Annotated in this window: 15 protein-coding genes, 1 other RNA gene and 8 pseudogenes; 22 read left to right on the forward strand and 2 right to left on the reverse strand. The window is 38.9% G+C overall.

The features are described from left to right. Positions 1–112: 112 nt before the first annotated feature. From JCM21531_RS02770 to tsaD, 18 genes and pseudogenes are all read left to right on the forward strand, one after another. Entirely contained in the window at positions 113–352 is a 240-nt protein-coding gene (locus JCM21531_RS02770; RefSeq protein WP_038287190.1) for a ribosomal L7Ae/L30e/S12e/Gadd45 family protein, read from the forward strand. 89 nt (positions 353–441) lie between these two features. Then, positions 442–870: a 30S ribosomal protein S12 gene (gene rpsL, locus JCM21531_RS02775; protein WP_038287192.1), complete on the forward strand. Its 429-nt coding sequence runs from the start codon at positions 442–444 to the stop codon at positions 868–870. A gap of 199 nt (positions 871–1,069) precedes the next feature. Next, entirely contained in the window at positions 1,070–1,540 is a 471-nt protein-coding gene (gene rpsG, locus JCM21531_RS02780; protein ID WP_038287194.1) for a 30S ribosomal protein S7, read from the forward strand. A 71-nt stretch (positions 1,541–1,611) separates the two neighbouring features. Then, a pseudogene (gene fusA / locus JCM21531_RS02785) lies at positions 1,612–3,695 on the forward strand (elongation factor G). Between the two features lie 150 nt (positions 3,696–3,845). Continuing rightward, positions 3,846–5,048 carry an elongation factor Tu gene (gene tuf / locus JCM21531_RS02790; RefSeq protein WP_038287196.1) on the forward strand — a complete coding sequence of 401 codons (1,203 nt, stop codon included), beginning with the start codon at positions 3,846–3,848 and terminating at the stop codon, positions 5,046–5,048. A gap of 368 nt (positions 5,049–5,416) precedes the next feature. After that, entirely contained in the window at positions 5,417–5,971 is a 555-nt protein-coding gene (locus tag JCM21531_RS02795; RefSeq protein WP_038287227.1) for an RNA polymerase sigma factor, read from the forward strand. After that, positions 5,968–6,549, forward strand: coding sequence for a zf-HC2 domain-containing protein (locus JCM21531_RS02800; RefSeq protein ID WP_038287197.1), 582 nt, complete (start codon positions 5,968–5,970; stop codon positions 6,547–6,549). The genes JCM21531_RS02795 and JCM21531_RS02800 overlap by 4 nt, the downstream gene beginning before the upstream one ends. A gap of 131 nt (positions 6,550–6,680) precedes the next feature. Beyond that, positions 6,681–7,052 (forward strand): hypothetical protein, encoded by a 372-nt coding sequence (locus tag JCM21531_RS02805; protein ID WP_038287198.1) that lies wholly within the window; start codon positions 6,681–6,683, stop codon positions 7,050–7,052. Positions 7,053–7,207: 155 nt separating this feature from the next. Next, complete coding sequence (locus JCM21531_RS02810; protein WP_038287200.1) at positions 7,208–8,047, forward strand: VanW family protein; 840 nt, start codon at positions 7,208–7,210, stop codon at positions 8,045–8,047. A 165-nt stretch (positions 8,048–8,212) separates the two neighbouring features. Continuing rightward, positions 8,213–8,476: an HPr family phosphocarrier protein gene (locus tag JCM21531_RS02815; RefSeq protein ID WP_038287202.1), complete on the forward strand. Its 264-nt coding sequence runs from the start codon at positions 8,213–8,215 to the stop codon at positions 8,474–8,476. 2 nt (positions 8,477–8,478) lie between these two features. Continuing rightward, positions 8,479–10,232, forward strand: a pseudogene (gene ptsP / locus JCM21531_RS02820) (phosphoenolpyruvate--protein phosphotransferase). Between the two features lie 5 nt (positions 10,233–10,237). After that, a pseudogene (uvrC, locus tag JCM21531_RS02825) lies at positions 10,238–12,107 on the forward strand (excinuclease ABC subunit UvrC). A gap of 12 nt (positions 12,108–12,119) precedes the next feature. Continuing rightward, positions 12,120–12,835, forward strand: a pseudogene (locus tag JCM21531_RS02830) (metallophosphoesterase). Between the two features lie 180 nt (positions 12,836–13,015). Beyond that, positions 13,016–14,301 (forward strand): annotated as a pseudogene (tig, locus tag JCM21531_RS02835) (trigger factor). Positions 14,302–14,371: 70 nt separating this feature from the next. Continuing rightward, positions 14,372–14,956 carry an ATP-dependent Clp endopeptidase proteolytic subunit ClpP gene (gene clpP / locus JCM21531_RS02840; RefSeq protein WP_038287204.1) on the forward strand — a complete coding sequence of 195 codons (585 nt, stop codon included), beginning with the start codon at positions 14,372–14,374 and terminating at the stop codon, positions 14,954–14,956. A gap of 13 nt (positions 14,957–14,969) precedes the next feature. Beyond that, positions 14,970–16,265, forward strand: coding sequence for an ATP-dependent Clp protease ATP-binding subunit ClpX (clpX, locus tag JCM21531_RS02845; protein ID WP_038287206.1), 1,296 nt, complete (start codon positions 14,970–14,972; stop codon positions 16,263–16,265). Positions 16,266–16,507: 242 nt separating this feature from the next. Further along, positions 16,508–18,183: pseudogene (gene lonB, locus JCM21531_RS02850) on the forward strand (ATP-dependent protease LonB). A 125-nt stretch (positions 18,184–18,308) separates the two neighbouring features. Then, the gene (gene tsaD / locus JCM21531_RS02855) at positions 18,309–19,328 is read left to right on the forward strand and encodes a tRNA (adenosine(37)-N6)-threonylcarbamoyltransferase complex transferase subunit TsaD (protein WP_038287208.1); all 1,020 of its coding nucleotides are present in this window, start codon (positions 18,309–18,311) and stop codon (positions 19,326–19,328) included. Positions 19,329–20,011: 683 nt separating this feature from the next. Here tsaD and JCM21531_RS23480 read toward each other — a convergent pair. Beyond that, a pseudogene (locus JCM21531_RS23480) lies at positions 20,012–20,697 on the reverse strand (lytic transglycosylase domain-containing protein). Between the two features lie 220 nt (positions 20,698–20,917). Beyond that, a complete protein-coding gene (locus JCM21531_RS02870; protein ID WP_038287212.1) occupies positions 20,918–21,238 on the reverse strand; it encodes a hypothetical protein in 321 nt (106 codons plus the stop codon). A 352-nt stretch (positions 21,239–21,590) separates the two neighbouring features. On the opposite strand from JCM21531_RS02870, the gene JCM21531_RS02875 reads away from it, so the two are divergent. The 4 genes and pseudogenes from JCM21531_RS02875 to ssrA all read left to right on the forward strand — a co-directional run. Next, entirely contained in the window at positions 21,591–22,061 is a 471-nt protein-coding gene (locus JCM21531_RS02875; RefSeq protein ID WP_038287229.1) for a ribonuclease FAU-1 family protein, read from the forward strand. A gap of 36 nt (positions 22,062–22,097) precedes the next feature. Next, positions 22,098–22,945 (forward strand): annotated as a pseudogene (locus tag JCM21531_RS02880) (PHP domain-containing protein). 172 nt (positions 22,946–23,117) lie between these two features. Beyond that, positions 23,118–23,582, forward strand: coding sequence for an SsrA-binding protein SmpB (gene smpB, locus JCM21531_RS02885; RefSeq protein WP_038287214.1), 465 nt, complete (start codon positions 23,118–23,120; stop codon positions 23,580–23,582). A 33-nt stretch (positions 23,583–23,615) separates the two neighbouring features. Further along, positions 23,616–23,980: a transfer-messenger RNA gene (ssrA, locus tag JCM21531_RS17570) on the forward strand; the annotation flags it as partial.

Raw genomic sequence — 23,980 nt, forward strand, 5'->3', positions numbered from 1 at the left:
AAAATCTTGACAAATGCTGTTTGTTAGTGATAAAATGATTCAGTGTGTAAATTTGTGCTATCTGTTAGTATTGGAATTGAACTACAACCTGTGCTGACAGGGAGGGAAAACAGTGCTTGAAGTTCTCAAAAATGGTAATAAAACTGTGGGATTGAAGCAATCTATGAAGGCTGTTGAAGCATTGAAGGCAAAACAGGTGTTTATCGCAAAAGATGCAGATGAGCGTGTTGTTGGGAGAATTAAAGAGCTCTGCATTGAAAACAATATACCGATAGTATATGTCGACACGATGAAGCAACTGGGAAAGGCCTGTAATATAGATGTGGGCGCGGCAGTTGCATGTTTGCTTTAATTTTATTATTTATAAGTGTTTTGACTTCGCTTATTCTATAACATTTGTTTAGGAATAGATTTACTCGAAGACTGAAAGGAGGTGGAAAGATGCCAACGTTTAACCAGTTAGTTAGAAAAGGCAGAAAAGACGTGCAGAAAAAGTCAACGGCTCCAGCACTTCAAAAGGGATTTAACTCTTTGAAAAAGTTGCAAACAAATATAAGCAGTCCTCAGAAGAGAGGAGTATGCACAGTTGTTAAGACAACAACACCAAAGAAGCCGAACTCAGCTCTGAGAAAAGTTGCAAGGGTACGTTTAACTAATGGTATTGAAGTGACAGCTTACATCCCCGGTATTGGTCACAACCTTCAGGAACACAGTGTTGTGTTGATAAGGGGTGGAAGGGTTAAGGACCTCCCTGGAGTTAGGTATCATATCATTCGTGGAACTCTTGATACTGCTGGTGTTGCTAAGAGAATGCAAGGCCGTTCGAAATATGGTGCTAAGAGGCCGAAGGCTGGTGCAGCAGGAAAGTAAATTCGTGCAACGTGCATGTACGATGTATGAAAAAATTGCAATGTAACAAAATAATAGTGCCAAGTACGTTGTTTATATATATAAATATCAATAAATATATTAGCAAGTACGGCGCACTGACGACGGCCTGAGGGAATTATTCTTTACGGCCGGCGAGTACCGATGATATTGTGTATATCATGAAAAGGAGGGAAGAAAAGTGCCAAGAAAAGGACATGTACCAAAGAGAGATGTATTACCTGATCCGTTGTATAATGACAAGGTAGTTACAAAACTTATCAATAATATTATGCTTGACGGAAAAAAGAGTGTTGCGCAAAAAATCTGCTATGGTGCTTTTGACATCATTAAAGAAAAGACAGGTAAAGATCCGTTGGAAGTATTTGAACAGGCTTTAAATAATATTATGCCTGTGCTGGAAGTAAAAGCCAGAAGAGTTGGTGGAGCAACATATCAGGTTCCTGTTGAAGTTAGACCCGAGAGAAGACAGGCTCTTGGTCTCAGGTGGTTGGTTACCTACGCAAGACAAAGAGGCGAAAGGACAATGAGAGAGAGACTTGCAGCAGAAATACTCGATGCAACAAATAGCTTAGGTGGAGCATATAAGAAGAAAGAAGACACCCATAAAATGGCAGAGGCAAACAAGGCTTTTGCACATTACAGATGGTAAATTTAGCATACTAAGAAGCTACAGAATAATAATGCTTGTTAGATGTGTCGATTTTTGAAAGGAAGGTTAAAATGCCCAGGCAATTTAGTTTAGAGAATACAAGAAATATAGGAATAATGGCTCACATAGATGCGGGTAAAACCACAACAACTGAACGTATCCTGTTTTATACCGGTAGGTTCATAAAATAGGAGAAACTCATGAAGGTTCGGCAACTATGGACTGGATGGAGCAGGAACAGGAAAGAGGTATAACCATAACTTCAGCTGCGACTACTGCCCAATGGAAGGGTACGAGGATAAACATAATTGATACGCCAGGGCACGTTGATTTTACAGTTGAAGTTGAAAGATCTCTTCGCGTTCTTGACGGTGCAGTTACGGTTTTCTGTGCCAAAGGAGGAGTTGAGCCGCAGTCTGAGACTGTATGGAGACAGGCTGATAAATATAAAGTACCTCGTATGGCATATGTCAACAAGATGGATATAATGGGAGCGGACTTTTTTAACTGTATAAAAATGATGAGGGACAGACTTCAGGCAAATCCGGTTCCCATTCAGCTTCCGATAGGTAAAGAAGATCAGTTTAAGGGAATCATTGACCTTGTAAAAATGAAAGCCTACTTCTATATGGATGATTTGGGTAAGGACATTCAGGAAAAAGATATCCCTGACGATATGAAAGAGCTGGCAGAAGAGTACCGTCAAAATCTTTTGGAGAATGTGGCAGAACAAGACGAAGAGCTCATGATGAAGTATCTTGAAGGTGAAGAAATCACAGAAGAGGAAATAAAGGTAGTTATCAGAAAGGCTACTATTGCTGTAAAAATGATACCTGTTCTCTGTGGTTCTTCATACAAGAATAAAGGAGTTCAGCGTCTTCTTGATGCAGTTGTGGATTATATGCCTTCTCCTTTGGACATTGAAGCTATAAAAGGTGTGTCCGTTGATGGAGAGACAGAAATCGAAAGACATGCCAGTGATGATGAACCATTCGCAGCGTTGGCATTTAAGATTATGACCGACCCTTATGTAGGAAAGCTTTGCTTTTTTAGAGTTTATTCGGGAAAGCTCAGTTCCGGCTCCTATGTTCTCAATGCAACTAAAGGCAAGAGAGAGAGAATAGGCCGTATACTGCAAATGCATGCCAACCATAGAGAAGAAATCGAAATGGTTTATTCCGGCGATATAGCTGCAGCAGTTGGATTAAAAGATACTACAACAGGAGATACTCTCTGTGATGAGGCAAATCCTGTTATTCTTGAATCCATGAACTTCCCTGAACCGGTTATCCACGTTGCTATTGAGCCTAAGACAAAAGCCGGACAGGAAAAGATGGCTATAGCGCTTCAAAAATTAGCAGAAGAGGACCCAACATTCAAAACCTACACTGACCAGGAAACCGGACAGACAATAATAGCAGGTATGGGAGAGCTTCATCTTGATATAATTGTTGACCGTCTCTTAAGAGAGTTCAAGGTTGAAGCGAATGTTGGTAATCCACAGGTTGCTTATAAGGAAACAATTAGAAAATCTGTTAAATCAGAAGGTAAGTATATAAGACAATCCGGAGGTAAAGGACAGTACGGTCACTGCTGGATAGAAATAGAACCTAAAGAACGCGGAACAGGTTATGAATTTGTCAACAAGATCGTCGGTGGTGTTATTCCAAAAGAATATATTGCACCGATTGATGCAGGTATTCAGAGTGCTATGAATAACGGAGTTCTGGCAGGATATCCTGTTGTTGACGTTAAAGTAACCTTGTACGATGGTTCATACCATGAAGTTGACTCATCGGAAATGGCGTTTAAAGTTGCCGGTTCTATGGCCTTCAAAGATGGTATGAAGAAGGCTGATCCCGTACTTCTCGAGCCTATTATGAAAGTAGTTGTTACTGTTCCTGAAGAATACATGGGTGACGTTATGGGTGACCTGAACTCAAGAAGAGGAAGAATTGAGGGAATGGAAGCAAGAATGGGAACACAGGTTATACACGCCAATGTTCCTTTGGCTGAAATGTTTGGATATGCTACAGCTTTGCGTTCAAGAACGCAAGGTAGAGGCGTATTCGCAATGGAGATAAGCCACTTCGAAGAAGTACCGAAGAATATTCAGGAGCAGATAGTAAACGGCAGAGCTAAAAGTAATGACTAATCAGCTTTAATGCTAATCCGAATAATTAAAAACAATTATGATATTTAGGAAATATACAGGATTTCTGTATATTTCCTGAAGAAAAAATTAAATTAAAATTATATATTATAATAAATCAGTTGGTAAACTGAAAAAGGAGGAGAATTAATAATGGCAAAAGCTAAATTTGAAAGAACTAAACCCCACGTTAATATTGGAACTATAGGTCACGTTGACCATGGTAAGACTTCATTAACTGCAGCTATAACAAAAGTATTAAGCTATCTCGGAAGGGCAAATTATTCTGCATATGACCAGATTGACAAGGCTCCGGAAGAAAGAGAAAGAGGTATCACAATTTCAACTGCTCACGTTGAGTATGAAACTGATAACAGACACTATGCTCACGTTGACTGCCCTGGTCATGCCGACTATGTTAAGAACATGATCACTGGTGCTGCTCAGATGGACGGTGCTATTCTCGTTGTATCAGCAGCAGATGGCCCAATGCCTCAGACAAGAGAACACATTCTGTTGGCTCGTCAGGTTGGTGTGCCATACATAGTTGTTTTCTTGAACAAGTGTGATATGGTTGATGACGAGGAACTTATCGAGTTGGTTGAAATGGAAGTTAGAGAGCTCTTGAGCACATATGAATTCCCTGGAGATGAAATTCCGATAGTAAGAGGTTCAGCACTTGCTGCTCTTGAATCATCAGCTACTACTACTGATGCTCCGGAATATGAGCCAATTATGAAGCTTATGGCAGAAGTTGACAAATACATCCCAACACCTGAAAGAGCAACTGACAAGCCATTTATCATGCCAGTTGAGGACGTATTCACAATCACTGGTCGTGGTACTGTTGCTACAGGTAGAGTTGAAAGAGGAACTCTTAAGATGGGTGACGAAGTTGAAATCGTTGGTTTGTCCGACGCTCCAAAGAAAACAGTTATCACTGGTATAGAAATGTTTAGAAAGCTTCTTGACCAGGCTGTTGCAGGTGACAACATAGGAGCACTTTTGAGAGGTGTTCAGAGAAATGAAGTAGAAAGAGGTCAAGTTCTTGCAAAACCGGGTTCAATCAAACCTCATACTTATTTTGAAGCACAGGTTTACGTTTTGACTAAAGAAGAAGGTGGAAGACATACTCCATTCTTCAACAACTACAGACCTCAGTTCTATTTCAGAACTACTGACGTTACAGGTGTAGTTGAGCTTCCTCAGGGAACAGAAATGGTTATGCCTGGTGACCATATAACTATGAAAATCAAATTGATAACTCCTATAGCTATGGAAGAAGGTTTGAAGTTCGCTATCCGTGAAGGTGGTAGAACTGTAGGAGCAGGAAACGTATCTAAGATAATTGAATAATTCTTGAATTAGATACATCAAATAAGCCAGAGTATAATACTCTGGCTTATTTTTAATGTGCTCGGTATCAAAAAGGATTTATCTCCCAACGCCGGAAAACACCTGATAAAGCTAAAGTAAAAGGTTAACTGCATTATTGGCATAGCAGATTAGTCTAGCGATAAGAGAAGAAAAAATTGCATAATGTATTATTAATCAGACAAGAGCAGCAGAATAACGTATAATAGTAATATAAGTATATAATATTTCTGAAAAATTCTGATAAGCTTTAATTTTGACAAAGGAAAACGGCAGCATGTAAATAAAACTATGTGCTGCAGCATAAAAGTGCTGACAATTCCGGCCGCGTATTGGGAGGTGAAAAATACTTGGAAACACCGGATGCTGACCTGGTAAAGAGATGCCTTGGCGGTGAAAGTGACGCTTTCGCCGAATTGATAGCAAGATATAAAAGATTGATATATAATATAATATATAATATGATAAATAACCGGGAAGAAATTAATGACATAGCTCAGGAGGTTTTTATCAGGATATACAAGTCATTGGACAAATATAATCCTGAATATAAGTTTTCGACTTGGTCGGTCAAAATTGCCACAAACTATTGCCTCGATATCTTAAGAAAAAAGAAAATAGAAGCCATTCCCATAGATGAGGCAATTGGTGTTTCCAGTAACTTGGGCACTCCTGAAGAAGACTATCTGAAAAAGGAAAAAAGAGAAAGAATCAATTATGAATTGTCAAAACTTCCGGATAAATATCGTATACCGTTAATACTGTTTCACAAAAACGGTCTTTCATATGAGGAGATTTCACAGGTTTTAAACGAACCAATGTCGATCATTAAAAACAGACTCTATCGAGCCAGGCTTATGTTGAAAGAAGTATTATCTTCCGAAAGAAAGGAAGGAATTTTATGAATTGTGAGCTTTATAAAGAGTATATTATGAAGTATATGGACAAAGTAATAACAGAAGCTGAACAGATTGAATTGGATAAACACTTGGAACAGTGCAACGCATGCAGCATGGAATTTAACCAATTAAAAAGCATTGTGACTGTGCTTGAAGAAGAAAGCGTTGTTGAGCCACCTCGTGATTTTGAAAATATGGTTATGAAAAAGATAAATATGCTTAAGATTTATCATAAAAAACAGGATAAAAAGAGAGCTCTACTGTCATACTCTGTGCTGTTTTCCGGTTTTACGGCTACGGTATTAATGTTTGCAGTTCTCTACAGAGAGAGCGTTCTTGGATTGCTGCTTGGTATGGGTATGTCGGAACCGTTGTCTTATGCTGTTTATGGTTTTCTTACTCGAATACATTTGATGATCGTTTATGCTGCTTACGTTATTAAAAACGGAAAGACGGCATTTTCAGATTTTTATTATCTTTTAATTGGTCTAAATGTTATCGCTTTAATATCAAAAATGTATGAAATTAAGCCTGTCAAGGCAACTCAAAAGAGCGAATTGTCACTTCAAACAAGAAAAAAATAGAAAAAGTAAATAAATAAATTAACAAGCAAACGAAGCTTTTCTATAAAGGCTTTGTTTTTTTTATTTATGAAAATAATACTTGAATTATATGTTTTCATTACACTAATAATAAACACGCGGAGGTGGTTTCGATGACCGACGATTTAAACAAAAAAAGTGAAATGATAGTAGAAGAGAGAGATGACCGCAATAAGAGTGAAGAAATAGATAGTAAACAATTCTTTATCAATAATGAAGAAATAAATGATGTAGATAAAGGTGCAATAGCACTTGAAAGAGTAAACCGGCTATATATAGTTTTAGGATGGATAAGTGCAATTATGGCGTTATTTACAACACCCTTCGCTGCTATTGCAGGTATAATTTTTGGAGTAAGTCTAAACAGGCAGAAACAAGGAAGCGGGAACGTGGTGATAATAGCAAATATTGTGCTTGCCCTGGTTAATTTAATATTCAATGCTATTCTTTTAATTATGACTGCTAATATGTTGGGCGTATATTAACTAAACTATGATAGATTTGATTTGCTTAAATTTTTTATTTATGAGAGTGCTTAATGGGTTTTTAAGCTTAAGTACTCTCATAGAATTGTTAGCATAAAGCATGTATAACATAAAATTTATCATGGCAAAATCCGTACGGAAGGAAGGCATTTGATATGGGAAATAAAATCAGGCTGGAAAAGATATTTGCAATTTTAATGACGGCTTTTCTTCTCATTTCGAATGTCGGCTGCAAGTCAAATGAGAGAAAAGTGGAGAACAATGTATATATTAAAGATATAAATGTTGGAGGCAAAAGCAAAGCCGAGGTTGAGCAGATTGTTAAAGAGATTTCGAAAAATATTGATGTGGAACCAAAGGATGCATCGTTAAATGAAGAGAATTTGGAGATTATACCGGAAGTATTGGGCAAGAAGGTCAACATAGACAGTACCCTGAAGGCTGTTCTAAATGCGAAGGAAGGGGAGAGAGTAGAACCCGTAGTTGAAGAGGTAATGCCAAAAATAACCCGGGAAGATGTGGAAAAGAGAATAGTGGAAATAGGAAGTTACTCAACACCTTTAATAGATGACAGCGAAAACAGGGTGGATAATATCGATACTGCATCGGACTATCTTGATAATGAGAAGGTATTGCCCGGAGAGGAGTTTTCATTTAACGGAACCTTAGGAAGAAGAACAGCGGAAAAAGGCTATAAGAAGGCACCGATAATAAAAAGAACAGAGAGCGGGCCCACTAAGGGATATGGAATAGGAGGGGGAATTTGCCAGCTTTCTTCTACGCTTTATAATGCTGTGGAAAAAGCCGGGCTGGAAATAACCGAAAGACATTCCCACTCCAAAAAAGTACCCTATGTGCGACAAGGAAAAGATGCAATGGTATCCTACGGTTCCTCTGACTTTAAGTTTAGAAATAATCGACAAAATCCGGTAGTCATCAAAACGGAAATATCCGACGAAAAGGTAACGGTGAGATTGTATGAAATCAGGAAATAATGTAAAGGGGGTCCTAATATAATATTGCTTTGCCGAGTAATTATGATAAAATAGTTGTGGGCAAAGAAGCTCTGAAATTCGCCAAAAACTATGGAACTATTCCGAAAATAATGATATAAATATAATAAATGCATAGAACGCGATATTTTTGGGAGGCTGTAAAAAATTAAAAAAGAAATTATAATTAATATTTCGGGATTGGAATCAAAGCCGGCAGCAATGTTTATTCAGAAAGCATCAAATTATAAATCGAATGTGTGGATCGAAAAAGGCGAAAGAAAGGCAAATGCAAAAAGTCTTTTAGGACTTTTATCGTTAGGTATAGGAAAAGGAAGCAAAATTATGCTTATTGCCGAAGGTGAGGATGAAGCTGAGGCCTTGAATGAGTTGGAGAATTACCTGATATCGGGTCTTGAGGAAAGTGTTTGAATATGGAAAGAAAAAGCTTTGAAGGTGAACCTGTTTCAAGCGGAACGGGAGTGGGTAAAGTATTTATAATAAAGGAATCTGAAGTTCAAATAAATGAGGATTTAATAGACGAATCCGAAGTGGAGGATCAGATTACAAACCTTGAGGTAGCGATATGCAGAACCTTTATAGAAATTTATGATTTAAATGACGGTTTTAAAGGAATACTGAGTGAAGAGGAAAACCGGATTTTTGAATTTTATAAAGAAATACTTGATGACCGAACATTCTTTGAAGAGATTAAAAATTTAATAAAGAATGAAAGATATAGCGCCGAAAAGGCAATATCTACTTGTATAAAGAAGTATATAGATGAAATATCCGCTAGCAATAATGAGTATATAAAACAGCGGGTTTTTGACCTGAATGATGTTGCCAAGAGACTAATTAAAAACGTTTCCGGAGGCATATCCGACGATAATATTATGAAAATCAGAGAAATAGACAGTGAACAGATTGTGGCGGTTAAGGAGCTTACACCAATAATTGCCGCATCCCTTGCAAAAAAGGAAGTAAAAGGGGTGGCTGCAGAGGAGGGTGCCGGTTATTTTACCCATGCATCCATAATTCTCAGAAGCACGGGAATAGCTGCAATAAACGGTATTTGCATCGATGAGATTGAAAGGTTTGACGGCAACCCGGCCATAATTGACGGCAACAAAGGCATATTGGTTGTAAACCCTACGGATGGTGAAATACAAGACTTAAAGCTTGGTTCATCAAAAAAGGCTGAAGATAAAAAGAATGTCAAAAACGGCCGTGTGTCCTATGAAAGAAAGCCTGTTCAAACTGCTGACGGACACAGGATGGGGATATTTGCAAACATCAGCAGCGTTAAGGAATTTCTTGCTGCCAAAGCTCTTGGGATTGACGGAATTGGCCTTGTCAGAACCGAGTCCCTTTTTATTAACTACAAAAGAATACCGGATGAGAAAAGACAGTATTTGATTTACTCTAAAATAGCCAAGGATATAGCCGGAAAACCTGTAGTTATAAGGACGGCGGATATAGGAGGAGATAAAGTCCCGGGAGCATTGGGGATTAATGACCAGTCCCTGAGCCGAAGCTCAAGAGGAATTAAAAGGTCCTTAGAGCATAAGAAAGAGCTTGTTTCGCAGATTCGGGCAATAATGCGGGCGGCGGAATTCGGCGATGTAAGCATTTCCTTTCCCATGGTGGATTCGATAGAGCAGATAATAGAAGTAAAGAGCATAATAAAAGATATAAAAAAGAGCTGACAGAAAAAGAGGGAGAGTCTCTAAAAAGCATCAGAATAGGAACCATGATAGAGACCGCAGAGTCTGTCAAAATAATAGATGAAATTTTGGATGAGGTTGATTTTATAAGTATAGGCACAAATGATATGCTGCATCAAATATGCGAAGAGAACAGAAAGTGCTCAACTTTGGAAATGAGATCATACCTTGAGCCTGTTTTTTTGCAAACTTTACAATACTGCATGAGCAGGGCCATTCATAAGGACAAGCCTGCGTGCGTTTGCGGAGAAATGGCAACAGACCCTATGGCGGTTGCAGTACTGTTGGGAATAGGGGTAAAGTATTTGAGCATGGCTCCTGCCTATATTGAAGACATATGCCGCTTCATCGGAAGAATAAAACTTGATGAAGCCAAAGAAGTAGCAAAAAGCGCAATGGAGTGTAAAAACCTTCAAGAGGTAAAAGACATGCTTTCAGAATGGATAAAAAGCAGGATGTGAAAAAAGTGTTTGACATTCAAGAGGAATTGAAGAAACTGCCGAACAAACCGGGCGTTTATATTATGAAAGATATAAATGGAGATATAATTTATATCGGAAAAGCAGTCGTTTTAAAAAACAGGGTGAGACAGTATTTTCAATCCTTGTCAAACCAGACTCCAAAAGTCAGGGCAATGGTTTCTCATATCAAGGAATTTGAATATATAGTGACGGATACGGAGCTTGAGGCCTTGATACTTGAATGCAACCTTATCAAAAAGCATCGGCCGAAGTTCAACATATTATTGAAGGATGACAAGAGCTATCCGTATATAAAAGTTACCATGAATGAAGACTTCCCCCGTATTTTAATGACACGCCGGATTGAAAAGGACGGAGCGAAATATTTCGGACCGTATACCAGTGTATTTGCCGTTCGGGAAACTATAGATCTTGTGAAAAAGCTGTTTCCGATAAAAACTTGCAGCAAGGTGCTTCCAAGAGATATCGGAAAAGGGCGGCCATGTCTTAACTATCATATATACCAGTGCTTAGGACCCTGTCAGGGAAATGTAAGCAAGGATGAGTACAGAGCCTGATGCAGGATATCTGCAGTTTCCTTGGAGGAAGGCAAGAAGATATAATTAAAAGACTTGAGAAGGATATGAAAGAAGCAGCGGACAAACTTGAGTTTGAAAAGGCTGCAAAAATAAGAGATAAAATCAACAGCCTGAGGCATATAGCAGAGAAGCAAAAGATTATATCCACAGCAATGGAAGACCAGGATGTCATAGCTTTTGCAAAGAGTGAGACCGACTCGTGCATACAGGTGTTTTTCATCAGGGGAGGCAAGCTGATTGGACGGGAGCATTTCATTTTGGAAGGTACCTCTGATGTGAGTGACAGCGAGTTGATGACTGCTTTTGTCAAGCAGTTCTACAGCAGCGCTGCCTATGTGCCAAGTCAAGTAATTCTCCAAGAGGATATTGATGAAATAGATATTATTGAAAAATGGCTAAGCAGCAAAAGAACCGCAAAGACCCACATAAAGGTCCCGAGAAGGGAGAAAAGCTAAAGCTTGTGGAGATGGTGTCCAAAAATGCGCTGATTGAGCTTAATCAGTTCAAGGAGAGAATCAAAAAAGAGACTGCTCTAGCCAACGAAGGTATGAAAAAGCTTAAAGAACTTTTAAATCTTGAGCGGCTGCCGCAAAGAATAGAAGCATATGACATATCCAACACCGGAAGCACGGAAATTGTGGGTTCGATGGTGGTTTTTGAAAATGGGGCTCCCAAGAAGAGTGATTACAGAAGGTTTAAGATAAAGTCAACCAATATACAGAATGATTATCAGAGCATGCAGGAGGTTATTTTCAGAAGATTTAAACGAGCCCAAAGAGAGATGATAGGAAACGATGCCGATGACAAAAAGGAGATTGGCGAAGGAGGCACAGGTTTTGGTACGCTTCCGGATGTTTTGCTTGTGGACGGAGGTATAGGACATGTGAATGCGGTGCGCAGTGTACTGGGGGAATTTGATTTTAACATTCCCGTATATGGAATGGTAAAGGACGATAACCATAGAACAAGAGGGTTGGTATCGGGAAAAAATGAATTTGACCTTTCAAAGGACATTATTTTGCTGAGGTTTGTGACAGCCATTCAGGATGAAGCCCACAGATTTGCTCTGGAGTACAATAAAAAGCTCAGAGCTAAAAGATACAGCGGCTCCGTGCTGGATAGTATAGAAGGAGTCGGACTAAAACGTAAAAAGGCATTGATTAAGCATTTTGGCTCGGTTAGAGCCATTAAAGAGGCTGAACCGGACGAGATTGCGAAAGTTAAAGGAATCAGCAAGGAATTGGCACAAAAAATATATGACTATTTTAGACAATAGGAGTAAAGGTAAATGGCGGTATTTGCAATTTCCGACCTGCATCTGCCTACGGCATTGACAAGCCTATGGACATTTTTGGAGACAGATGGACTAATTATATGCAAAAAATAAAGGATAACTGGCAGAAGACAGTGGGAAATGATGACTTTGTAATTGTGCCCGGAGATATTTCTTGGGCCACTTATCTTGAACAGGCCTTGGAGGATTTTAAGTTTATTGAATCCCTTCCCGGAAGGAAAATAATTTCAAAGGGCAATCACGATTACTGGTGGACAACCATGAGCAAGCTTCAGAAATTTCTTGTGGAGAACGATTTTAAAACCATAAGTTTTATGCATAATAACAGCCTTAAAGTTGATGAATACATAATATGTGGTACAAGAGGCTGGAAGTGCCCCGGAGATGACGAATTTGGAGCAGAGGACAGGAAAATATATGACAGGGAGCTAAATCGCCTGGAGCTTTCCTTAAAGAGTGCATCGGTTTTTTCCGAAGATAAAAGCATCATTGTAGCTATGCATTATCCACCCTTTAATCCGGCGGGGGAACCCTCGGATTTCGTGGAAATAATGAGGAAATATAATACAAAAATGTGTATATACGGTCATTTGCATGGCAACAGTTTTAAAGGTGCTGTCACCGGGATTGTACAAGGCATTGAATTTAAGCTGGTTTCGGCAGATTATTTAAATTTTGAGCCTCTTTTGCTTAGTTTGCAAAATTTTTAAGTCTATATATTGGATTTTCAAAACATATTATGTTATAATGTAATGGCTGTCTTACTAAGCATTAGACAGATAAAACAAGTACATTTTGAGGGTTAGAAATTGATAATGCGATTTTAGACAAAACAAAAATCTAATATACAAAAATATAGAATAAAAACTTAATAGGAGGATATGTTTTAAATGGTTGTTAAGGTAGAAAAGAAAGATAAAAACATTGTTGAACTTGAGATTGAAGTAGAAGCGGCGAAATTCGAAGAGGCGGTACAGAAATCTTATGAGAAGAATTGCAAAAAGTTTGCTGTTCCGGGATTCAGGAAGGGAAAAGCTCCTAGAAATATCATCGAGAGATATTACGGCAAAGAAGTTTTTTATGAAGATGCTATAAATATTGTATGTGCTGATGCATATGATAAAGCAATCGAAGAAAATGATATTTATCCTGTTGACAGACCAAGTATAAGTATTAAGAAAATGGGCGAGGGAGAAAATCTGGTGTTTACTGCCAGCGTGACTGTCAAGCCCGAAGTGGAATTGGGAGAATACAAGGGTATTGAAGTTGATAAAGTCGAGGTTAATATCACCGATGAAGATGTGGAAAAAGAACTCAAGGCAGTTGCAGAAAAGAATGCCAGAATTATGTCTGTTGAGGACAGAGGTATACAAAAAGGCGATATAGCTGACATTGACTTTGAAGGTTTTATAGATGGCGAGCTTTTGAAGGAGGAAAAGCCAGCGGATATACTTTGGAAATCGGTTCGGGAACATTTATTGACGGATTTGAGGATCAGCTAATAGGAGGAAGACCCGGAGACGATATAGAAGTTAATGTTACTTTCCCTGAAGACTACGGTAAGAAAGAATTGGCAGGCAAACCGGCATTGTTCAAAGTAATCGTTAACGATGTGAAGGTTAAGGAACTGCCTGTAATTGATGATGAGTTTGCAAAAGATGTCAGTGAATTTGATACTTTGGAAGAGTATAAGGAAAGTATAAGGAAAAAGCTTACTGAAGCTGCCGAGCATAAGGCTAAGCATGAGCTTGAGGATAAAGTTGTTGCAAAAGTAGTGGAAAATGCCCAAGTGGATATTCCTCAGGTAATGATTGAAAGACAAATAGACAGTATTGTTCGTGACTATAACATGAGACTTAGCTATCAAGGACTGGACCTTGAGAAGTATCTCATGATTATGGGTACTGATTACGAAACTTTCAGAAGCCAGCTTAAAGACAGGGCACACGACGATATAAAGAGACAGCTTGTATTGGAGAAGGTAAGCAAGGTTGAGGATATTCAGGTGTCCGATGAAGAGTTTAATGAAGAGGCTGAAAAAATTGCCAAGAGTTATAACATGGAACAAGAAGATTTTAAGAAACATTTGAGAGATGACGATATAGAATATATAAAGGCAACAATATTATTCAAAAAGGCAGTTGACTTTTTGGTTCAAAATGCAAAAATATTATAAAGATAGTTTATTTTGCTGCTAATGTGGGAAAACATATATAAGACTTCAAATTAGACAGGGAGGCGATATTATGAGTTTGGTACCGATAGTAGTAGAGCAGACAAACCGTGGTGAACGTTCATATGATATTTACTCAAGGCTGTTAAAAGACAGGATTATTGTTTTAAGCGATGAAATAAACGATGTAACTGCAAGTCTTGTTGTTGCTCAGATGTTGTTTTTGGAAGCGGAAGATCCCGATAAGGATATACAGTTGTATATAAATAGCCCTGGAGGTTCTGTAACATCAGGATTTGCCATATATGATACTATGCAGTATGTAAAACCGGATGTTTCTACCATCTGTATAGGCATGGCGGCAAGTATGGGAGCATTTCTTCTTGCAGCCGGAGCAAAAGGAAAAAGATTTGCATTACCAAACAGTGAAATCATGATACACCAACCTTTAGGCGGTGCAAGAGGTCAGGCGACTGATATAAAAATTCACGCAGAACAAATAATCAAGATAAAGAATAAATTGAATAGAATTTTAAGTGAAAGAACAGGTCAGCCATTTGAAAAGGTTGAAAGGGATACGGAAAGGGATTACTTTATGTCTGCAGAAGAAGCCAAAGCCTATGGAATAGTAGATGAAGTAATGGAAAGAAGAAAATAAATGAGGTGGTAGGATGTCCAGGTATGATGAAAAGAAGCAATTGAAATGCTCCTTCTGTGGCAAGACACAAGAGCAGGTAAAAAGACTGGTAGCTGGACCTGGAGTATATATATGCGATGAGTGTATTGAGCTTTGCTCGGAGATAATTGAGGAAGAATACGAAGATACAAAAGCCGATACGGAACTCAACGATATACCGAAGCCCAGTGAAATTAAGGCAATACTGGACCAGTATGTAATTGGTCAGGATTCTGCTAAAAAGTCACTGTCTGTAGCAGTTTATAATCATTATAAAAGGATTAATTCGGATGTTAAAGGCTCGGATGTTGAGCTGCAAAAAAGTAATATAGTTATGCTGGGACCGACAGGTTCGGGTAAGACGCTTTTGGCACAGACCCTGGCGAGAATATTGAATGTGCCTTTTGCGATAGCAGATGCCACATCTCTTACTGAAGCAGGATATGTGGGGGAAGACGTTGAAAACATCCTCTTAAAGCTTATTCAGGCAGCTGACTATGATATTGAGAGGGCGGAAAAAGGTATAATATATATTGACGAAATCGACAAAATTGCCAGAAAATCAGAGAATCCTTCCATAACGAGAGATGTTAGCGGAGAGGGTGTACAGCAAGCACTTTTGAAGATTCTTGAAGGAACAATTGCTTCGGTGCCTCCCCAAGGAGGTAGAAAGCATCCTCATCAGGAATTTATACAGATTGATACGACTAATATTCTCTTTATATGCGGCGGTGCCTTTGACGGAATAGAAAAAATTATTGAAAACAGGATAGGCAAGAAGTCGATGGGCTTTGGTGCCAAAATAGAAAGTCCCAAAAAGGTAAATCTGGGAGAAACACTAAAAAATATCCTTCCACAGGACTTGCTGAAATTCGGACTTATTCCTGAGTTTGTGGGAAGGTTGCCTGTTATAGTTACTCTGCATTCTCTTGACAGAGATGCTCTGGTAAATATATTGACGGAACCGAAAAATGCTCTTGTAAAGCAATATCAAAAGCTTTTTGAGATGGATGACGTGATTTTGGAGTTTGAAAAAGAAGCTATTGAGGCGATAGCTGACAAGGCAATTGAGAGAAATACCGGTGCCAGAGGATTGAGGGCAATAATCGAAGAGATTATGTTGGATGTGATGTATGATGTACCATCACAGGAGAATGTGGAAAAATGTATAGTTACACGGGATACTGTTGAGAAATTGGTACCACCGACTATAATAATAAATGAGAACAAGAAATCAGTAAAAAAGCCCTTGAATAAAAAGTCTTGTGTAAAGAAAGAGTCAGCCTCCTAGGAATCTAATAAATTATAAATACTGACAAATCCGAAAGAGCCAAAAGGGATAGAAATTATCCTAAATGGCTCTTTTTTTAATTTGGCCTCTTTTATTCCCGAAGTTTATATTATGGATAAAAATTACTTTATGCAAATATCAGGATAAAATATCTAACAAGGTAAATAATATAAATGCAGCACAGATGGAATATTTGCTTTGCCTATATTCACAAATTTAGAATAATTCGGGGAGGACAAAAAATGCTTACAACTACTCTATTCATTATACAGTTTTTTTTCTCGGTTATAATAGGGCTATATTTTTTAAATCTCTTAAAATCACAGCAGACTAATAGAAGTGCCATTGATAAAGAGTCAAAGAAGGAGCTGGAAAAGCTAAGAAAGCTAAAAGAAATCAAGCTTTCGGAACCTTTATCGGAAAAAACAAGACCTTCTTCATTAAAAGAAATTGTAGGGCAAAGTCAGGGAATTAAGGCACTAAGGGCAGCTCTATGCGGCCCAAACCCTCAGCATGTGATTATTTATGGTCCGCCGGGTGTAGGTAAGACAGCGGCAGCAAGGGTAATACTTGAAGAGGCAAAGAAAAGTGAAATATCTCCCTTTAAAAAAGAGGCAAAATTCGTAGAAGTTGATGCGACCACAATACGGTTTGATGAAAGGGGTATAGCCGACCCATTGATTGGTTCGGTTCACGACCCGATATATCAGGGAGCAGGAGCATATGGAGTGGCGGGGATTCCCCAGCCCAAGCCTGGTGCTGTAACTAAAGCCCATGGAGGAATACTCTTTTTGGACGAAATTGGTGAGCTCCATCCGATACAGATGAACAAGCTATTAAAGGTTCTGGAGGACCGCACTGTATTTCTGGAAAGCGCATATTACAGTTCCGAGGACAAAAATATTCCACCCCACATACATGAGATATTTCAAAAAGGGCTACCTGCGGATTTCAGGCTCGTAGGCGCCACAACCAGAACTGCAGATGAAATTCCCGCAGCAATAAGATCCCGTTGCGTTGAGATATATTTTAGACCGTTAACTCCTGCAGAGATAGCGGAGATTGCCAAAAATGCAGCACAAAAGGGCGGCTTTACCATTGCGGAAGGATGCGCCGAGCTGGTAGCCAAATACGCTCAAAATGGAAGGGACGCCGTAAACATAGTGCAGATTGCAGGAGGTGTGGCAATTGTAGACGGCAGGAGGCGCATAGAAAGAAAAGATGTTGAATGGGTGATAGAATTCGGACATTACAGTCCGCGGATTGACAAAAAGGTGACAAAAGGCGAACATGTTGGCTGCATAAACGGCCTTGCGGTATTCGGCAACTCCACCGGCACAATAATTGAGATAGAGGTTAGTGCCATGAAAGCAGTCAGCGGAAAGGGCACAATTAAAATATCCGGAATAGTTGAAGAAGAAGAGATGGACGGACGAGGCCACAAGCTAAAAAGAACAAGCTCAGCAAGGTCTTCGGTTGACAATGTCATGACAGTTTTAAAAAGAGTTCTTGGCATTAACTACGAGGATTATGACATTCACTTGAATTTTCCGGGAGGCATACCCATAGACGGACCATCGGCAGGTATTGCCATAGCTACAGCGGTTTATTCTGCCGTCAAAAACCTGCCTATAAATAGTGAAATAGCAATGACCGGTGAGATTTCGATAAGGGGAAAAGTAAAGCCTGTTGGAGGTGTTGTGGCAAAGATAGAAGCAGCAAAAAATGCCGGAATAAAAAAGTACTTATTGCAAAGGAGAATTGGCAGGATATATTTAATGATATGAATATTGAAGTGATACCGGTTGAAGATATATTTGACGTTATAGAACTGGTATTTGGCAAAGGTCAGGAAGAAGCGGATAATATTCAGATTGAGAGCAAAGCTGTCAATGTATTGAGTGCGTCGGGTGCATAAAAAGGAGGGCATTTACAAAATTAAATTTTAATAATAATATAGTTAGTGGTAATATATTTGTTCAAAATCTGAACTCAATATTACTTCTAAACATTATTGTTAAAATTTATAAAGCGGGTGTTTGAATGAAGGACATTTTTATACTGGGAATAGAGACGAGCTGCGATGAGACTTCCGCATCGGTTGTGAAAAATGGACGGCAGGTGCTTTCAAATGTGATATCATCCCAGGTTAGTCTTCACCAAAAATATGGAGGAGTTGTACCCGAAATTGCTTCAAGAAAGCATGTAGAGCTCATAATGCCGGTTATACACCAAAGTCTTGAAGAAGCCGGAATTAAAATAGGGCAGGTGGATGCCATAGGGGTGACATATGGACCCGGCTTGGTGGGAGCGCTTTTGGTCGGACTTTCGGCAGCTAAAGCTTTGGCATTTGCTTTGGACAAGCCTCTAATTGGAGTACATCATATTGAAGGACATATAGCTGCCAATTATATAGAACACAGCAATCTGGAGCCCCCTTTTGTTTGTCTGGTTGCCTCGGGAGGACACAGTCATATTGTATATGTACAGGATTATGACAGATTTGAGATAATGGGGAAAACCAGAGATGATGCCGCAGGAGAGGCGTTTGACAAAGTCGCAAGGGCTGTCGGTTTGGGATATCCCGGAGGACCTGTAATTGATAAAACTGCTAAGCTTGGAAACAGCAAGGCAATTGATTTTCCGAGGGTGCATTTTGGAGGCGGCAGTCTGGATTTTAGCTTTAGCGGGCTTAAAACTGCGGTACTCAATTATATTAATACCATGGAGCAAAAAGGCGAAAAGTACAGCGTGGAAGACGTATGTGCCAGCTTTCAGGCAGCGGTTGTGGATGTTCTTACAGATAACCTTGTTTCAGCTTCAAAGATAAAAGGTGTGAAAAAAGTGGCATTAGCCGGCGGAGTGGCTGCAAATTCCCTTTTGCGCAGCGAACTTGCGGAAAAGGCTAAGAAGCTCGGATTGGATGTCTTTTATCCAAAGCCGGTACTTTGTACCGATAATGCTGCAATGATAGCTTGTGCAGCATATTATGAATTTTTAAAAGGTCATACATCCGATGTATACTTAAATGCTGTACCCGGATTAAAGTTAGGTGAAAGGTAAAAAAGCTGTGGATAACTTTTTACTTAATCCACAGTAGATTTATTTTTTTCAAAGAGCAAATTTTGGCATAAAATGGGATGAATGTGGGAGAAGGTATTAGAATAAAAATAGTAATATAGTACTATTTTTTTCTCTAATTTTTGCTGACAATTCCAATCAAATCTCCAAAGAAAAAATGGAGAATATTAGAATGTAGTAAATTCAAGGCTTTCAGACAAATGTTTTGATTTAAAGCCAATTGCAAAAGTAAATGTTTACATAAATTTTTTTGGAGAATAATATCACATTTTGGGTTAAAAGTCCTATTTAAAAAAGACAGAAACTTGACGAAGGTTGTTGAAATATGTCGTGTGAATATTGTGGAAATATTACTTAAACCCAGTTGTCCCAAAAGGTCATAGGTGTGGATAACCCTGTGGATATTGTGGATTAGTATTAATACATGGGGATAAAAAATGAAAAATGATTGGAATATAAAATAGAAACTTTGACAATAGAAAAATATATTTTGATTTTTTGTTTTCTGGAATTATATAAGGTATATTACTGAATTATAAATACAGTTGTCTAAATTAAGGGATATTAATTTATGTAAACTTTGCTGAATTTTTATTGATATGAGTAAAATAAAGATGTGAATCAATTTTTAAAAAGCTCTAAAAAAGTATTCGGGCAGATACCTCTTATCCGCCCGAATACAAAGTGTAGTACTGCATAACTTTTTTGACGTAATTTTGTGTTTCTTCAAAAGGTGGAATACCGCCGTACTTGATAACATTGTACGGACCTGCATTGTATGCCGCAAGGGCAAGAACCATATCGCCGTCAAATCTTGCAAGCTGGTCCTTAATGTACCTTGTTCCTCCGTCAATGTTCTGGGCAATATCCCAAGGGTCACTGACTTTTAGGGCATCTGCGGTTCCGGGCATCAGCTGCATCAGACCTTGGGCACCGAATGGGAGAGGGCATAAGGGTCAAAATTGGATTCCTGTTTGATTATCGCCCTTATTAGGTTTTTGTTGACACCGTATTTTGCAGAGGCATTTTCAATGCACTGGTTTATCAATTCCATGCGTGCATTTTTATCCTCTGGAATATATGCGGTGCTTCGTGCCCGGGAAAGCTTGGCTCTTTGAACGTCGAGACTTCTGTCATTGCCCTCTTTATCCACTGCTTTTACTGTTGAAGTTGAATTTGACGCACCGTAAGTTTCCAAGCTGAAGGTACCCGTATTTGCATTAACAGCATTGCTGCTGTCTATGAGCGTGTTTAGCACCTCATTAAAGTCTTTGGAAGACTTGGTGAGTTTAAGCGGAACTCTGCTCTGAATTTCATTTAATTTTTGCTCAAATATATCACTGACTCTCAAGTTTTATCACCCGTTCTGCTTTGTATATTTTGAAGCAAACTATAATATTCTTTGCAATTTACGATAAAGCATAAAACTTTAAAAATAATATCGGCATCAATGACTTTGAGCATAACACCAAATGCAAATAAAAGGGGAGGGAATTTAAAACAGAAACAACTATAAGTTATATCTCTGCCTAGAGAAAAAGCAGCAAAAAAGAACATGAAAAATAACAATTCTAGCAAACTGCCGATTTTACTCTTTTTGCAAATTTGGAGCAGACCTTTTTTGTTCTGCCGTCATATTTGCGTACGGTAAACAGTTGGCATATACCGACAGCTTTATCTTCTAAGTTGGAGGTATCAAAGATAATAAAGTGCTCACAGTCCATGCAAGTATGTATTTTTCTCTTTATTGAGCTGAATGCGGGCATAAATCTATGTTTGGAACAAACATAATCCGATGACACTATACCTTTTTCAATGCATAATATATCGTTATTTATGTTTATTGCGGTTCCTTTAAGACAATTGCTGCAAGTTCTTTTTACTTTGTTCAAAGTTTACTCCTCCCAAACAATATTACTGGAATTCACTGTCATTTTCGTAAAGCCTGCCCTAAATCCAATAGCTTTGGCAATTTAGACTTTGGAGATATTAAACGACATATTACCTTTTTAACTTTTATATAAGAATTAGTGAAATACTATCACTAATGTTACTTTCGGTTAATATTATAAGTTATCTCGGTACACAATATTATAACACTACAATACAGCTTGTGGAAGGATGTGGGAAATAATATTCATCATTTTTATTTCAAAAAAGGATTCATTAAGGTATAATAATGTAAAACCCTTTAATACAGTAATTATCAAAATAAATCGCAATCATATTATAAAGGAGACAGTTATGAAGAAACCGATTGTGTTAAGACAAAGGTACATACCCGCTGAAGTTATTGATATAACTGGAGATGAGCTGGTTTTCAGAAGTGAAGAACTTTTGGTAACGAAGTGGAAACCGATAAGACAAAGGGCGGATATTTCCGGAGGTATTTCGTTTACATTCCTGAAGGAAGGCTACAAGGTCAGTAAATTTCTTGGACCATCCGGCGAGTTTAAATATTGGTATTGCGACATAATAAAAGTTTTATATGATGAGAAGCAGGATAAGTATACATTGGTGGATTTGCTTCTTGATGTGAAAATAATGCCCGACGGCAGGGTAGAAGTTCTTGATGCCGATGAACTTGCCGAAGCATTGAAGAATAATATAATAAGTCTGGAGGAAGCCTGCATGTCGCTGGGCATATTGGATAAAATACTTAAGATGGCCTATAGCGGCAAATTTCCGCCGGAGATTTGCTTGAAGGATTATTGATTGCAATACATTAAACTATGTAAGGAGCATTTAATGATGGATAGATTTGTTGACATGCACACCCACTCTGTTGCATCCGACGGCAGCATGCTTCCGTCAGAGCTTGTAAGGCATGCAAAGGAAAGTGGTTTGTCAGCAGTGGCTCTTACGGATCATGATACTGTGGACGGTATAAAGGAGGCCCTTGAAGAAGGGGAAAGAATAGGATTTGAAGTTGTTCCCGGTGTGGAGATAAGTCTGGATTTTGACACTGAAATGCACATGCTGGGCTACTTTTTCGGTCAAAGCTATCTGAATATAGAACCTTTGCTTAAGGGATTGAGGGAAAACAGGGAAAAAAGAAATCCTAAAATAGTTGAAAAGCTTAACCGCATGGGATTTGATATTACCATTGATGAGGTTGTAACCGAGGCGAAGGGAAGGGTAGTGGCAAGGCCCCATATAGCGAATGTAATGGTGAAGAAGGGTTATGTAAAAAGCGTTGCTGAAGCTTTTGAGAAGTACCTTGCCAATGGTAAGCCTGCTTATGTAAAAAGAGACACACTGACCCCGGAAGAGGGTATAAAGGCAATAAGGGATGCGGGAGGAATTCCTGTCTTGGCCCACCCTATTTACCTGGGGCTTAGCCTTGAAAAGCTCGATGAACTTATTGCAAGGTTGGTTGCCGTCGGCCTGAAAGGAATTGAGCGTACTATGTGGATAATACTGCCGACGATACCGGAAACCTTTTGAGGCTTGCAATAAAGCATAATATTGTGCCTACAGGAGGAAGCGATTTTCATGGCAGCTTTAAGCCCGATATCAGCATGGGAAAGGGCAGGGGGAATCTGAAAGTGCCCTATGAGGTTCTTGAGAGGTTAAAAAGTATCAGTGACGGTGTATAGTATTTTGGAAGATAATGTTCGGATTGAATTCCAATTCAAGGGTGTTGACAGATAAATTAAAAGTGGTATAATATTTACGAATGATGAATATATTTTTATAAATGCCCTTTCACTGCGAAGGGTTATTTTTATCCGGTCAATTGGTAACATTAAAGTGACAGGCGGTAGTATAATGGCAAAGGAAGAAAAGAGAGTTGTAGCACAAAATAGAAAAGCGAGGCATGACTATTTTATTGAACAGACTATTGAGGCGGGGATAGTTTTGTCAGGTACTGAAGTTAAGTCAATCAGGGCAGGCAAAGTTAGCCTCAAGGACAGTTATGCCAATGTCAAAAACGGTGAAGTGTTTATATACGGTATGCATATTAGTCCCTATGAGCAGGGCAACATATTCAATAAGGACCCTCTAAGGGACAGGAAGCTTCTTTTGCACAGAGCTGAAATAAATAAGCTTATAGGTTATATTCAGCAGAAGGGAATGACTTTAGTGCCGCTGGAAGTTTACTTTAAGAATGGTAAAGTGAAGATTGAGCTGGGTATAGGAAAAGGTAAGAAGCTCTACGACAAGAGAGAAGACATTGCCAAGAGAGATGCCCAGAGAGAAATTGACAAAAGGATTAAAGAAAGCTTTAGATAGTGAAGTTTAAGGTTATAATTGAAAATTTAACATGGGGGCGTATTGGTTTCGACGGGATTGTTGAAACTTGAGTAGCGGGTAGAGGATTCTCGTTGGCCTCTTTAAAAAACGAGAAAATAAAATAAACGCTAACGAAGATAATTACGCTTTAGCTGCTGCCTAATATAGGCGGCCCGTCAGTCCAAGGTTCCTGCGCCTTGGGTAGCTGGCGTCATTAAGTCAGGCCTTTTGAGTGGGAAGGATAAACTCTAGAACTATCACAGTGGTAGCCTTGAGCTGTGACGGTTTTTAAAGGATACCGATATCCAAAGCCTGCCCTTGGGCGTTGGTTGAGGGAATTTTAAAATAAGGGCTGCACCCGGAGAAGCTCTTGTGGATATGGTTTCGGACAGGGGTTC

It is taken from the genome of Acetivibrio straminisolvens JCM 21531 (assembly GCF_000521465.1).
In the GTDB taxonomy this organism is placed as follows: Bacteria; Bacillota; Clostridia; order Acetivibrionales; family Acetivibrionaceae; genus Hungateiclostridium; species Hungateiclostridium straminisolvens.